The 14354-nt window shown below is 61.2% G+C and carries 15 protein-coding genes; 2 read left to right on the plus strand and 13 right to left on the minus strand.

Features of this window, described 5'->3' with window-relative positions; all coding sequences use genetic code 11:
* The first annotated feature begins 69 nt into the window (after positions 1-69).
* Both QU606_RS21980 and QU606_RS21985 read left to right on the plus strand, forming a co-directional pair.
* Positions 70-300 (plus strand): hypothetical protein, encoded by a 231-nt coding sequence (locus QU606_RS21980; RefSeq protein ID WP_069075805.1) that lies wholly within the window; start codon positions 70-72, stop codon positions 298-300.
* A 74-nt stretch (positions 301-374) separates the two neighbouring features.
* Positions 375-611 carry a DUF2789 domain-containing protein gene (locus QU606_RS21985; RefSeq protein WP_024076015.1) on the plus strand — a complete coding sequence of 79 codons (237 nt, stop codon included), beginning with the start codon at positions 375-377 and terminating at the stop codon, positions 609-611.
* A 6-nt stretch (positions 612-617) separates the two neighbouring features.
* Here the strand turns inward: QU606_RS21985 and QU606_RS21990 are convergent, their stop codons facing one another.
* The 13 genes from QU606_RS21990 to iolE form a co-directional block, all read right to left on the minus strand.
* Positions 618-821 carry a hypothetical protein gene (locus QU606_RS21990; RefSeq protein ID WP_304997518.1) on the minus strand — a complete coding sequence of 68 codons (204 nt, stop codon included), beginning with the start codon at positions 819-821 and terminating at the stop codon, positions 618-620.
* A 115-nt stretch (positions 822-936) separates the two neighbouring features.
* Positions 937-2619, minus strand: coding sequence for a methyl-accepting chemotaxis protein (locus QU606_RS21995; RefSeq protein WP_370531076.1), 1683 nt, complete (start codon positions 2617-2619; stop codon positions 937-939).
* 94 nt (positions 2620-2713) lie between these two features.
* Positions 2714-3118: a TraR/DksA C4-type zinc finger protein gene (locus tag QU606_RS22000; protein WP_003191666.1), complete on the minus strand. Its 405-nt coding sequence runs from the start codon at positions 3116-3118 to the stop codon at positions 2714-2716.
* Positions 3119-3478: 360 nt separating this feature from the next.
* Positions 3479-4501 carry an ABC transporter permease gene (locus QU606_RS22005; protein ID WP_024076018.1) on the minus strand — a complete coding sequence of 341 codons (1023 nt, stop codon included), beginning with the start codon at positions 4499-4501 and terminating at the stop codon, positions 3479-3481.
* Between the two features lie 58 nt (positions 4502-4559).
* Complete coding sequence (locus tag QU606_RS22010; RefSeq protein WP_304997519.1) at positions 4560-6113, minus strand: sugar ABC transporter ATP-binding protein; 1554 nt, start codon at positions 6111-6113, stop codon at positions 4560-4562.
* A gap of 64 nt (positions 6114-6177) precedes the next feature.
* Positions 6178-7113, minus strand: a complete 936-nt coding sequence (locus QU606_RS22015; RefSeq protein WP_024076020.1) for a sugar ABC transporter substrate-binding protein — start codon at positions 7111-7113, stop codon at positions 6178-6180.
* Positions 7114-7161: 48 nt separating this feature from the next.
* Positions 7162-7341 carry a hypothetical protein gene (locus tag QU606_RS22020; RefSeq protein ID WP_081730344.1) on the minus strand — a complete coding sequence of 60 codons (180 nt, stop codon included), beginning with the start codon at positions 7339-7341 and terminating at the stop codon, positions 7162-7164.
* Between the two features lie 127 nt (positions 7342-7468).
* Positions 7469-8497, minus strand: a complete 1029-nt coding sequence (locus tag QU606_RS22025) for a Gfo/Idh/MocA family oxidoreductase (RefSeq protein WP_069075807.1) — start codon at positions 8495-8497, stop codon at positions 7469-7471.
* 198 nt (positions 8498-8695) lie between these two features.
* Entirely contained in the window at positions 8696-9706 is a 1011-nt protein-coding gene (locus QU606_RS22030; protein ID WP_024076022.1) for a Gfo/Idh/MocA family protein, read from the minus strand.
* Between the two features lie 19 nt (positions 9707-9725).
* Entirely contained in the window at positions 9726-11657 is a 1932-nt protein-coding gene (gene iolD / locus QU606_RS22035) for a 3D-(3,5/4)-trihydroxycyclohexane-1,2-dione acylhydrolase (decyclizing) (protein WP_069075809.1), read from the minus strand.
* Positions 11658-11667: 10 nt separating this feature from the next.
* Entirely contained in the window at positions 11668-12483 is an 816-nt protein-coding gene (locus QU606_RS22040) for a TIM barrel protein (protein ID WP_304997520.1), read from the minus strand.
* A gap of 23 nt (positions 12484-12506) precedes the next feature.
* On the minus strand, positions 12507-13295 hold the full coding sequence (gene iolB / locus QU606_RS22045; RefSeq protein ID WP_102625583.1) for a 5-deoxy-glucuronate isomerase: 789 nt from the start codon (positions 13293-13295) through the stop codon (positions 12507-12509).
* Complete coding sequence (gene iolE, locus QU606_RS22050) at positions 13295-14185, minus strand: myo-inosose-2 dehydratase (protein WP_069075810.1); 891 nt, start codon at positions 14183-14185, stop codon at positions 13295-13297. The genes iolB and iolE overlap by 1 nt, the downstream gene beginning before the upstream one ends.
* Positions 14186-14354 lie beyond the last annotated feature (169 nt).

The following is a 14354-nucleotide window of genomic DNA, read 5'->3' on the forward strand; positions in this document are numbered from 1 at the left end:
CGTCCATTGAAGTTTGCCCCCCGCGGGTCAGGTTTCATCAGTGCAGTTACCTTGAAGGGAAGGCTATACGTGACGGAATTTGATATTGGCGAATTTTTTATTCATGGCGATGCCAGGGAAGTAGACGGGGAGTTTCAAGCAGTTATCGTGATGCGCGCCAAGCCGCCCTTGACCACCGTTACAACGCACCAAGTCGAAAAAGACCGCTGGTTCAAGACGCTCGACACTGCCGCGATCGCGGCCAAGGAAGCCGCCAAGGCCCTCAAGACCGCCGTCGATTGCGGGGCACTGACCTCCTGACAATCCGATCGAACTCTACCGCGCCCCAAGCCTCCGATGCATACCCCACCTGAAAAACCTGCACGGAGAACGATATGGACGCGCCGATACCTACGCTGGAAACCCTATTTGCACAACTGGGCCTGGATTCAACCCCGGAAGGCATTGACGAATTCATCGCCGGGCATCCTTTGCCCGCGGGTGTGAAACTCATCGATGCGCCTTTCTGGTCGGACCGGCAGGCACAGTTTCTCAAGGAAGAGCTGCGCGAAGACGCCGAATGGGCGATCGCGGTGGATGAACTGAACCAGCGCCTGCATCAGTCGCAATAACCTCCCTCAATGCAGGCTGCCTGATTGTTCCAGGCGCAACAACGCTTGCCAGGCAGCCCTGCACGCTTGCGCTTCATCCCGGCTGGCGAAGGCGGTGCCACGCGGCTCACCGTTGACCAGCACCACCCAACACGCATTCTGGCCCAGCGCACGCAGGCTTGGCGGCACGCCACTGCCAATCATCACGGCCACATCGACTTTTTTTTGCATGAAGCTTCTCCGCAACATTAGTTAGCTGGCTAACAATATTACCCATGCTACGGTTTTCCTCCCGTTGGAAAAAGCCATCTTCGGAACAGCTTCCTTGCATAAACCGCAATAATCCCTAGCGCGCGGCCTTGGTGCCTTCGGGCTTGTAGCCCAGGCGCAAACCGCCCCAATGCCGGCCCCGGACCATGATCGGCACCGACAGGTCGTGCATCAGCTCGCCGGTATCGCGGGTGTAGGTCTGGAGCAGCACCGCTTGCTGATGGCTGCCGCAGCGAATTCCGGTACGGTCATCGAACTTGCGCTTGGTGCGGTTCTGCACCGCATCGACCTGGGCATCGCCCGTCAAGGCCTGGGAAAACGCCTTGTTGTGGGTTGGCACATAACCTTGTTGGGTGCAGGCGATCGCAAACACCAAGCCTTCATGACGCGGCAGCAATGCTTCCTGGATCGCCGGCAGGACCTGGTCGGTGTAACCGTCGAACCGCGTGTGGTATTTGCTGGGGCTGGTGTTGGGGATCAGCGTGTAGCTGCGGTCGAACAAGTCGTCCAGGGTGATGCGGTTTTGCAGCACATCCGCCTCGAACTGCTCGGCAATCCGGCTCGCACCCTCGCGCGCCAGGTCATAAACACGCTGGTGATAGTCATCCAGCCCGACGGCGGCCAGGCGTTCGCTGATGGTTTCGGCCTGTCCTTCCATCTGCACGGCGGCGCCGGCCAATTCACGGGTTTGCTGGTCGCTCACGTCCAGGTCGCTGCGCATCTGTTCCACCGCATGGAACAGGCTGTCCAATTGTGCGCGGTTGGTGTCGGTGCCCTGGGCGATTTCATTGACCTGCCCTTCCACGTCCGCCGCCAGGCTGGCGATGCTCTCCAACTGCTCGCCTGCGTGTTCCACCTGTTCGACGCCGGTGTGCAAGTCCACCGACAGTTGGCGAATCTGCTCCACCACCTGTGTCGTACGTTGCTGGATATCCGCAACCATCAGCCCGACTTCATCTGTGGCCGTGGCAGTACGGCCGGCCAGGCCGCGCACTTCGTCGGCGACCACGGCAAACCCGCGGCCATGCTCACCGGCCCGCGCCGCCTCAATGGCCGCATTCAACGCCAGCAGGTTGGTCTGGCTGGCGATGGATTGGATCACCAGGGTCACACGCTGGATTTCCTCGCTGCGCTGGCTCAGCGCTTCGATCAGCTCGCGGCTGGCATTGGCGCGCTGGCTGAGTTGGCGCATGCGTGTGATCGACTGAGTCAGGACCTCACGCCCCTCCGTGCTGCGCTGATGGGCCTGACTGGCCGCGCCCAGGGCTTGGCGGCTGAGCTGGGAAGTGACTTTTTCAGTATCAATCATCACTTCGGCGTTGCTGACGATCTGCTTGGCAGCGCTCAATTGCGATTGCACGCGAGCGGCCAATTGCTTGACCGAATAGGCCACGCCGGCAGCGGACAACGCGTTATGGCTGGTGGTATAGGAAAGATCGCGCGTCAGGTCACCGATGGCATCGGCGGCGTCGGACGACGAAAGGCTAAGGGCAGGTTTTTTCAGGCGCGGCAGCCAGATCACCAGCAAGGCCAGTGGCACGCACAGGTATATCGGCAGGCTGGCGAACGCAAGGCCCAGCAGTACCAGCACCAGGGCGGTGCTCTGCAGAAGCGGCGTCAACCAGCCGGGCAGCCCGCGCACCACCGCTTGCGGAGGCACTGCTGCGCCCATCAGAGATCCGTCTCCAGCCATCTTCGTCACCCCGCTGTTTGTCATTGTTGTCCCTGCATTAAACGCCACTATCCAGCCATTATCCATGGGCCTTTAGTGGGGTAGCTTGCAGCAGATCAATAGACGGGGCGTAACGGTATTTCCCCGGGGCACCGCAGTCGCGGTCCCCGGCTTCAATGCATCAGGCTTGGCGCTGGTGCTTGTCGATCTGCTCGTGGCGCTCTTGCGCTTCGATGCAGTATTTGGTGGTCGGGCTGATCAGCAGGCGCTTGAGGCCGATAGGCTCGCCGCTGTCATCACACCAGCCAAAGGAATCTTCCTTGATGCGTTCCAGTGCGCGCTCCAGTTGCGGCAGCATGCGCTGGTCGCGGTCGATGGCGTTCACCAGCCAAGTGCGCTCTTCCTCGACGGAAGCGGCGTCAGCCGGGTCCGCCGGGGTGTCCAGGCTTTCAATGGCGATACGGTTCTGTTCAATGCGCTCGTGGTGTTCGACTTTCATGTCCTGCAGCAACTTCTCGAAAAAAGCGTGCTGTTCGGCATTCATGTAGTCATCCGCCGGCATGGCCAGCAACTTTTCCTTTGTCATTGATTTCTCTATAAAAAATACGTGCATTAAGGCGAATAAGGGAGCGTTCCGGTCGACCTGTGCAAGTCTCGGAAAGGCGCCGTCCATTTCAAGCGCCACCCGGCACTCAATTTACGAGGGGCGGCAGTCTAAGGCCGACTTGAGGGCTCAGCAACTGAAAAGACAGGCATTTTTTCCGAGACAACCCCCAAGGGCACCAGGACGGGCTTGGTGAACGGGTCATCGGAGTGTGTTTATAGCAAGAAATTCAATGTTGTGGAGCTATATAGAAGACAAACGGTTGAAACAGACTGTTAATCATAAAATGTGGGAGAGGGCTTCCCCCCTCCTGCATTCAGTGCTCAACAGTCGCACGTTCATTTAGCGCTTAAGCTTGCGCTTGTTGCGGTATTGGTCGATCACCACCGCGACCACGATGATCAGGCCCTTGATGATGTCCTGGATGTACGCATCCACCCCGACGAAAGTAAACCCGCTGGCCATCACCCCAAGGATCAGCGCGCCGATCACGGTGCCGGTAATGCGCCCTACGCCGCCTGCCAGGCTCGTGCCGCCGATCACCGCAGCGGCAATCGCGTCCAGCTCATAAGACATCCCCATGCCGGCCTGGCCGGTGGCCGCACGCGCCGAAGCGACCACGCCGGCCAGGCCCGCCAGCAACCCGGCAATGCTGTAGACGATGATCAAGTGACGCTTGACGTTGATCCCCGAGGTACGCGCCGCCTGCATATTGCCGCCGATGGCATAGGTGTACTTGCCGTACTTGGTGTAGCGCAGGGCGATATGGAAAATCACCGCCACGACCAGGAAGATGATCACCGGCATCGCGCCATGGCCGATGGCCGTGTAGGAGTCCGAAAGCATGCTCACTGGCTGGCCTTCGGTGTAGTAACGCGCCAGGCCACGGGCCGAGACCATCATGCCCAGGGTGGCGATAAACGGCGGGATACCGGTGACGGCAATAATGCTGCCGTTGATCGCCCCCGCCAGCAGCCCCACCCCGAGGCCCATCGCCACCGGGATCCAGACCGGCAGGTCGGTCAGGGACGGAAATACCGCCCGGGAAAAATCGGAAGTCTGTGCCAGGCTGGCGGCGATCATCGCCGATAATGCGAGCACCGAGCCGGAAGACAGGTCGATGCCGGTGGTGATGATCACCTGGGTCACACCGATGGCCAGCAGGCCGATGATCGATACCTGCAGAATCATCAGCACCAGGCGCTGGGAGTTCATCAGGAAGCTCTGGTCGCGCACGATCCAGCCGAACAGCTCAAACACCAGGCCGATACCGATCAGCACCAGGAAGATGCTCAGTTCGGTTGGCAAACGTCGACGGTGCTTGACCGGTGCCGTGGCAGGCTTGTTATCTGTTATTGCGTTCATAGCCAATCACCTTCTTATTCTATGGCGCGGACCAACCGCAGGCCCGCGCGGCTGTTCGTCAGTGGACCACCGGCAAACCGGAAGCCAGATGCATGACTTTTTCCTGGGTCGCGTCCGCACGGTCCAGGGTGCCCATCAGTTCACCCTCGTGCATCACCATGACCCGGTCGCTCATGCCGAGCACTTCGGGCAGCTCCGAGGAGATCATGATCACGGCCATGCCTTCACTGGCGAGAAAGGAAATCAGACGGTAAATCTCGACCTTGGCCCCCACATCGATACCGCGGGTCGGCTCATCAAGGATCAACAACCGAGGGTTGGTCATCAGCCAGCGTGCCAGCAGTGCCTTTTGCTGGTTGCCGCCCGACAGGGTGTCGATGCACTGTTCCAGGGACGGGGTCTTCACCCGCAGCTTCTTGCACATGTCTTCGCACAACGCGCGCAAGGCTTTCTGCTGGATAAACCCATTGCCCGAATACAGCGGCAGCACCGCCATCTCCATGTTTTCCAGCACCGACAGGCACGGGAACAGGCCGCTGAGCTTGCGGTCCTCGGTCAACAGGGCAAAGCCTTTCTCGATGGCCATGTGCGGGTCGGTGATACGCACCGGCTGGCCATCCAGGGTGATCTGGCCGCTGGAGCTTGGGGTGATCCCGAAAAGGGTTTCCGCCACATTGGTGCGGCCCGAGCCCATCAACCCGGCGATGCCGAGGATCTCGCCGGCATGCAGGTCGAACGACACATCCTTGAACACGCCGTCCAGGCTCAAGTCGCGCACCGACAGCAGCAGCTCGCCGATCGGCGCTTCGCGCACCGGGAACAACTGGCTGAGTTCACGGCCGACCATCATCGAGATCAGGCTGTCGCTGTTCATGCTGTCGGCCCGCTGCAGGCCGATATAGTGACCGTCGCGGAACACCGCCACCTCGTCGGCGATGGCGAACACTTCGTTCATCTTGTGGGTGATATAGACAATGCCTTTGCCCTGGGACTTGAGGTCGGCAATGATCGAAAACAGGTGCTCGACTTCCTTCTCGGTAATCGCCGACGTCGGTTCGTCCATGATCAGGATGTCGGAGTCATAGGACACCGCCTTGGCAATCTCCACCATCTGCCGCTCAGCGATGCTCAGGTTGCCGACGTGTTCCTCGGGGTCCAGATTAATACGCAGGCGCGCCAGCAATTCGGCGGTGCAGCGGTGCATTTCGCGGTGGTTGACCATGTGCAGGCTGTTGAGCTGCTCACGGCCGATCCAGATATTCTCGGCGATGCTCATATGGGGCATCAGGTTGAGTTCCTGGTGGATCATCGCGATCCCGGCCTTCTGCGCGGCCAACGGTGTCTCGAACACAATCGGCTGGCCCCGCAGGCGGATTTCCCCGCTGTCGGGCTGGTAGATACCGGCGATGATTTTCATCAGCGTCGACTTGCCCGCGCCGTTCTCGCCCATCAACGCCAGCACCGACCCGGGGCGTACACGCAATTGCACATCGGCCAGGGCCACGACGCCGGGAAAGCCTTTGCTGATGTTGACGATTTCCAGCAGGTAGGGTTCGTCCAGCGGCAGGGGCTGGATACCCGGAGACTGCGAGACAGTGGCTTGAGCGAGCATAAGGGGTACTCCATCTGCAGGGCGGCCGTAACCGCCCTGCCGGCTTATTGTTGTTATGTCAGGGCTACTTGAAGTCTTTGACGTTGTCCGGGGTGATCAACTGGAAAGGGATCACCACGTTCTGCTCCACCGGCTCGTGCTTGGCCATCTTGCGCGCCGCTTCCACCGAACCCACCGCCTGGCCCTTGGCATCCTGGAACGCCGATACGGTCATGTCGCCCTTGGTGATCGCGCTCAAGCCGTCCGGCGTGCCGTCGACACCCGCGATCAGCACACTGCCCTTTTCCTTACCGGCCGACTTCAGGGCCATGGACGCACCGATGGCCATCTCATCATTGTTGGCCAGCACGGCATTGAATTCGCGGCCCTGGGTCAGCCAGTCGTTGACCAGGGTCATGCCCTTGTCACGCAGCCAGATGCCGGTCTGCTCCTGTTCGATCTTGATCCCCGGGTACTTGGCCAGCACTTCCTTCACACCCTTGGTGCGGTTGGTGGTGGAGTTGTTCGCCAGGTCGCCCAGCAGGATCACGATCTTGCCCTTGCCACCGAGCTTTTCGGCGATGTACTGCATTTGCAGCTTACCGGCCTCGACATCATCGGAGGTGACGGCGACGACGTCCTTGGGCAGGTCTTTCTGGTCCGGACGACGGTTGACGAACACCAGCGGAATCTTCGCGGCGGTGGCGGCCTTGATGATGTTGGCGGTCGACGCGGTGTCGACCGGGTTAACGATAATGGCGTCGACGTTCTGGCTGATGAAGTTCTCGACCTGGCTCAGTTGCTTGACCACGTCGGCGCGAGCGTCTTCGAATTGCAGTTGCACGCCATCGCCCTTGGGATAGGACTTGGCTTGCTTGTCCATGTCTTCGCGCAGGTAGGTCAGGAAGGTGTCATCGAATGCGGACATGCTCACACCCACCTTGAGATCGGCAGCCGTGGCAAAACCGCTGGCCAGCATCATGGACAGGGCCAGCGCGGTAAAACGGATCGGGGTCTTCATGAACGGTCTGTCTCCAATTTCTTGTTGGTTTTGTGGACGTTGCGTTTATCAGAGCGAATTCGAGGGCAGTCGCACAATCGGGGCCCCGGGAATACAGCAGACCAGGGCGCCTTTGTTTTCGACGCACAGCACATTAAGGAAGGAGAAGTAGAATGGCCGGGCGCGGGGCAGGCCGCGTGGCGCAAGGACGGGGCGTAAAACTCGCAGTACAGCGCTGAAGATTTTCATCTGACGGTACCTGGTTGTTTTTGATCTTGTTTTTGTTGAGTCGCCCGAATCGAGTCCGAACGTACTTTCTGCAACCTGGAAAAGACTTTATTAGAAAATAATTTCCATATCAACCTGTTTTAGAATTTTATTCCATTTTTGTTGAAACCACCTGCTGGCGCTCGGCACTGAGGCGTGCGGCATCCAGTAGCCGGGTGGTTTCCAGTGCGTCATAGGCGTCCACCGGCAGCGGTCCCCGGCCTTGCACGGCGGCTTGCAACTGCCGATAGAACTGGGTCCAGCAGCCCTTCTCCGACGGTACCCGCTCGCGCTCCGGCCCCTGTTCGAACCACCCCCAGCGTCGATGCTCCTCGGCGCCCCAGTGCTCGCCTTCGGTTTTCGGCGACTTGCCGGCCATCAGCGCCTCTTCCTGACCATCCAAACCATCGACGGTGTAGCAACCCAAGGTGCCACTGACGCGAAAGCGCGGCGCCTGGCTATTTTGCAGGGCGCTGCCCCATAAGTGGGAAATCACCCCGTTGGCGTGGGTCAGGGAAACGAAGAAGCCATGGTCGAGGGTGGGATGTTGCGGGGTGAACTGCAACTGTGCGAATACCCGATCCACCGGGCCGAACAGTTGCAGTGCCTGGTCCACCAGGTGGCTACCCAGGTCGCGCAACCAGCCGCCACCGCTGGCATTGCCCACCGCTTGCGGGCTGTAGCGCTCCACACGGGACTCGAAGCGGGTGATGGTACCCAGCGCACCGGCGTCGATCAGTTTGCGCAGGGTCAGGTAGTCCGAGTCCCAGCGCCGGTTCTGGTAGACGCTGAGTAACACGCCCTGGCGTTCGGCGGCGGTGATCAGCGCCTGGGCCTGCTCGGCGTTGGCGGCGAAGGGCTTGTCGCTGACCACCGCCACGCCATGCTCGATGGCTTCCAGCACCAGGGCCGGACGGCCCTTGAGGGTGGTGGAAATCACCAGGGCGTCGACACCGGCTTCGACGATCTGGCCGATGCTGTCAAAGGCCTTGACCCCCGGAAGATCAGTGCTCAATTGCTGGCGGCGCTCGGGTGAACGCGTCACCACGCCGACAAACGTGGCGCCTGGCAACGTTGCAATCAGCGGCGCATGAAAGAAGCGTCCGCCGTGGCCGTAGCCGACTAGTCCGATTCGCATGATCAACTCCTGAGTTGAATTGGAAACCCAATCAACGGTGGGAGGGGCTTGCCCTAATGCCAGTCATTAAGGCTTTTTTGTAGGAGCGAGCTTGCTCGCGAAAAACTCACAGGCGCCGCGTTCATTCAGGAAACACGCGTTATCGTTGACGTTCTTCGCGAGCAAACTCGCTCCTACACCTCCCACATTGACCGAGTGTTAGCCGTAGAAGCGTGGGCGATCCGGCAGGCTGACCTTGACGATCTGCCCACTGCCCTGCGCTTCGATACACGCATCCGCCGCCACCGCAGCCGCAAAGCCATCCCACGCCGACGGCCCGCCGACGTGCCCCGCCAGCACGCTATCAATGAAGGCCTGCAATTCCACGTCATAAGCGCCGATAAACCGGTCTTTCCAATCCATCAGAATCGCATTGGACAGTTTGGCGCCACTGCGCAATTGCACCTGGGACGGTTCCGGCAACTTGGCGATGCCAGTCTCCCCCACCACTTCGCACTGGATGTCGTAGCCGTACTGGCAGTTCACAAACACTTCGACGTCGATGCGCGTGCCCTTGGCGGTTTCCAGCAACACGATCTGCGGGTCGCGCAGGTGGGCCAAGGCTTTACTGGTCTTGCGCGGGAACACCACTTGCACGGAAACATAATCGTCGTCGAGCAGCCAACGCAGCACATCCAGCTCATGGATCAAGGTATCGGTGATCGCCATATCGGTCTTGTAGTTCTCACCCACCGTCGGGTTGCGGTGAGCGCAGTGCAGCATCAACGGTTCACCGATCTGGCCACTGTCGATCACCGCCTTGAGGGCGCGATAGCCTTCGTCATACGGGCGCATGAAGCCCACTTGCACCAGACGCTTGCCGCAGGCCACTTCGGCCTCGACGATCTTGCGGCAACCTTCGGCGGTGACCGCCAGGGGTTTTTCGCAGAACACCGGTTTGCCGGCGGCGATGGCGGCGAGCACGAACTCTTCGTGGCTCGGGCCCCAGGAGGTCACGAGAACGGCTTGAACTTCAGGCGAACGGATCAGCGCGTGACCATCGGCATACACCTCGGCGTCCAGCTTCAAATCGGCCACCACCTTGGCGGCCTGCTCAAGGTTGATGTCGGTCACCGCCACCACCTGGCTGTTGAGCAGGGTCTGGCTGCAACGACGAATATGGTCGCGGCCGATGGCGCCGGTACCGATTACACCTAGCTTCAAAGACATACAAACACTCCTCTTGTTATTAGTACTGCCGGGCCTTGGCCAGGTGTTCATTGAGTTTTTTCGCGGCGGCGTTGGTGCGCTCGCTGGTAGACACCTGCGCCACGCCAACCCGCCACCACGACAGGTAGCCGTGAACCATGGTCTTGGGCAGCACCTTGATATCGATCAGGGTCGAGACCGTCTGCTTGCGCGCGTCGGCCAGGGCGGCTTCCAGCTGTTCCACCGTGCTGACCTTGTAGGTCTTGCAGCCATAGGCCGCCGCGCTCATGGCGAAGTCCACCGGTACCAGGCCGCCGTCGAGCTTGCCGCTCTCGGGGTTGCGGAAGCGGAACTCGGTGCCGAAGCTGTCCATGCCATTGCCGATTTGCAGGTTGTTGATGCAGCCGAAGGCCATGTTGTCGAGCAGCACCACATTGATCTTGCGCCGCTCCTGGATCGAGGTGGCAAGCTCCGAGTGCAGCATCATGTAGGAGCCGTCGCCGACCAGGGCGTAGACCTCCTTGGCCGGCTCGGCGAGTTTCACGCCAAGGGCGGCATTGATCTCATAGCCCATGCACGAATAGCCGTACTCGACGTGGTAGGTGTTGACCCCCTTGCTGCGCCAGGCCCGCTGCAAATCGCCGGGCAGGCTGCCGGCCGCGGCGACGATGATCGCGTCGTCAGCCAGGCGCTCGTTGAGTACGCCGAGCACTCGGCTTTGGGTCAGGCACGAGCCGGTCAGTTCGATAAATTCACGCAGCACGGCGCGGTCCAGGTGGTCATCGACCTCAGGCACGAAGGCGTCGCCCTGGTATTCCACCGAATGCACGCGGTCGACTTCCGCCGCCAACCGGGCCTTGGCCTCGCGGACCTGCTCGCCCCAGCCGGCGCGGTAGTCGCCGAGGGCATCGGCCAGCGCTTCCAGGGCGACTTTGGCATCGCCCAGCACTTGCACGCCGTCGAGTTTCACCGCGTCGCAGGGGCTGATATTGAGGTTGAGAAACGTCACCTCGGCATGCTTGAACAGCGATTTCGACGAGGTCGTGAAGTCGGTATAGCGCGTACCGATACCGATGATCAGATCAGCCTCGGGCGCCAGCAGGTTGGCCGCCAGGCAGCCGGTTTCGCCGATACCGCCAACGTTAAGCGGGTGGCTGGACACCACCGCACTCTTGCCCGCCTGGGTTTCGGCGAACGGAATGTCAAAACGCTCGGCAAAGGCTTGCAGCGCGGCATTCGCACCGGAGTACTTCACGCCGCCACCGCAGATGATCAGCGGTTTGCGCTTGCCCCGGAAAGCCGCCAACGCATCGCCGATCATCGCGACGGTGGCCGGGCGGCGGTCGATACGGTGCACACGTTTTTGCAGGAAGTAGTCGGGGTAGTCCCAGGCTTCAGCCTGCACATCCTGCGGCAATGCCAGGGTCACCGCGCCGGTCTCGGCCGGGTCGGTCAGCACGCGCATGGCATGAATCGCCGCGGTCATCAACTGCTCAGGGCGGTTGATGCGGTCCCAGTATTTGCTCACGGAGCGAAACGCATCGTTGGTGCTGATGCTCAGGTCATGGAACTGCTCGATCTGTTGCAACACCGGGTCGGGCTGGCGGCTGGCGTAGACATCACCGGGCAACAGCAGCAACGGGATACGGTTGGCGGTGGCGGTCGCGGCGGCGGTCAGCATATTCGCCGCGCCTGGGCCGACGGAGGCGGTGCACGCGTAGATCTTGCGGCGCAGGTGTTGCTTGGCAAAACCGATAGCGGCGTGGGCCATGCCTTGCTCGTTACGGCCCTGGTGCACGACCAGGTCGCCGCTGTCCTGCTCCAGGGCCTGGCCCAGGCCGAGCACGTTGCCGTGGCCGAAAATGGTGAACACGCCGGCGACGAACTTGCTCTGCACGCCGTCGACTTCGATGTATTGGTTGTCCAGGAACTTCACCAGGGCCTGGGCCATGGTCAATCGGGTAGTGGTCATGTGGCGTCCCTTATCGTTTTTGCAGGTGGGCGATGCTTGCCCCCAACGCCTGCTGGATATCCGTCAGCGCATGCACGCTTTCGGCAAACGGCTCGAACGACAGATAGCCGCTGTAGCCGGTGCTGAGCAAGGTGTCGATCTGGGCCGCATTGCCGAGAATGTCGCCCTCGCCCACCAGCACGCGGTGGCCGTCGCGGATCGAACTCAGCGGTGCCTCGGCCTCTTCCACGCCGGAGATATGCACCAGGCCGGTCAGTTCGGGGAAAAACGCCTGCTCGCCGGCCAGGTGGTGATGGAAGGTGTCGTGCACCAGGCGGAACACATCCAGGCCACCGATGCACTGGATCGCGTCCACCGCCACGCGTTTGTGGCGCAGGGCACACGCCTGGAAACCCAGCGGCTCGATAAAACCGAGAATCCCGTATTCGCGCAGGATCGGCGCCAGTTCGCTCAGTGCCGTGCGCAAACCGGCAGCGCGCTGGGCCTCGTCGCGGGTATCGCCGCGCTCATTGAACGGGCACATCACCAGGCCCTGGGCCCCGCATTCACGGGCGTAGGTGGCGAGCTCGATCGCCTGGGCGCGGCGTTCGGCGTTCCACACATCAAAGGGGTACAGCGCGTTGATCGACAGCACCGTGATGCCCTGTGCCGCGCACATTTCGCGCACGCGGCTGGCCGGGGTGCCGTATTCGATTTGACGGTCCTTGAGGTCGTTGCGAAGCTCGATGGCATCGCATTTCAAGGCCACGGCCAGCTGGATGAAATCCGGTAGGGACAGGTTGGGCGCGACCATACGGTTAAGGGCAAAGCGTAGAGGCGACTTCATTGTTGTTCTCCGTCCAAAACCGGTTAAAGGTCCAGCAGCCAGCTGTGCTGCGGGTCGTTATGGAAATGCCAGGCCCGCTTGGGGCCGGCCATCACGTTCAGGTAGTAGGACTCGTAGCCATACGGCACGCTGACCGGGTGATACCCCTTGGGCACCACCACCAGGTCGCTGTTTTCCACGGCCATGGCCTGGTCGATGCTGCGGTCGTCGGTGTACACCCGCTGGAACACGAACCCCTGGGGCGGGTTGACCTGGTGGTAGTAGGTCTCTTCGAGAAAGCTTTGGTGCGGCAGGTCGTCGGTGTCGTGCTTGTGCGGCGGGTAGCTGGACGAGTGCCCGGACGGCGTGCGCACTTCCACCACCAGTAGGGAATGGGCCGGCTCGCTGTCCGGCAGGATGTCGCACACGTAGCGGGTGTTGGCGCCTTTGCCACGCACGCTGCGCTTGCACTGCTCGGGGCGGATCAGGCGAGGTTCGTAACCCGCCGAACCGGGCGCGGCGCAGACCGCAATTTGCACGTCGCTCAGGGCTGTCACCTGGGCGTCGGTGCCCGGCGGCAAGTAAGCGGCGAACGGCGATTTGTCTTCGAACACCGATTGGCGATCCCCGAGGTTCTGCCAGTTGAAACCTTCGCCCTGGATCGTCACGCGACCGCTGAGCAGCACCAGGCACAGCTCCTGATCGCCGGCGGTGACAGGCAGGGTTTCGCCCAGGCTCAAGCGGTAGGCGGCAAAGCCCACGTATTCCAGGCGGCCGGCTTCCAGGGCGACCATGGTTTGGCCGCGTTTGCTGCTTTTGACCAACAAGCTCATCACCGGGTCCTCTCGCTGAGAAGGGCTCGCAAGGTGTCGTAGCCCTTTTTGGCATAGATATAACTGGGCGCCACCGCCGGGTCCTGCTCGGCTTCCACCACCAGCCACCCTTCGTATCGGGCCGCCAGCAGCACGTCGAGCAGCGCGGCAAAGTCAATATCGCCATCGCCGGGCACGGTGAAGGTGCCGTTGACGATGCAGTCGGGAAAGCTCCACATCTGGTTGCGCGCCAGTTGCACCACCGGCTTGCGCACGTCCTTGAAATGCACGTGGCAGACGCGGTCGATATGCTTGCGCAGCACCTCGAGGGGTTCGCCGCCGCCCATGTAGCAGTGGCCCGAATCGAACAGCAGGCCGACTTCCGGGCCGGTGCGGCGCATCAATTCGTCGATGTCTTGCGGGGATTCGACGTAGGCGCCCATATGGTGGTGGTAGGCCAGGCGCACGCCCTGGGACAGGGTGAAGCGTGCGAGTTCCGTGAGTTTGTCGGCGTAGTCCTGCCACGCCTGCTCACTGTGGAAACGCGGGCGTTCAATCAGGCGGATGCGTGAGCCCTGGATCGAATCGGCGACTTCGCCGTACACCAGTACGGTGGCGCCGTTTTGTTTCAGCAGTTCGACGTGGCCGGCGATGGCCTCGATTTCTTCCGCCACCGAGCGCCGGGCCAGGCGGCTGGAATACCAGCCGGAGACCAGCGCCAGGTCATAGGGACGCAATACGTCGCCGACGCCCTTGGCGTCCTTGGGGAATTTGCCGTTGAGTTCAAACCCTTCGTAGCCGATTTCCTTACCTTCGCTCAAGGCAGTGCTCAGGGGCGTTTCACCGCCCAGGGCCGGCAGGTCGTCGTTGCTCCAGGAGATCGGGTTGATGCCAATTCGGATTGCGGGCATGGCTGCACCTATTGTTTTTATCTGACTTAAGCCTGGTGAGATTTGCTTTTATGTGGGAGGGGGCTTGCCCCCGATGGCGGAGTGTCAGACAACACTTCTGTAATTGCACCACCGCCATCGGGGGCAAGCCCCCTCCCACATTGGAATTGCATTGCACATTGAGAACGGT

It is taken from the genome of Pseudomonas sp. OVF7 (genome assembly GCF_030644265.1).
GTDB lineage: Bacteria > Pseudomonadota > Gammaproteobacteria > Pseudomonadales > Pseudomonadaceae > Aquipseudomonas > Aquipseudomonas gorinensis.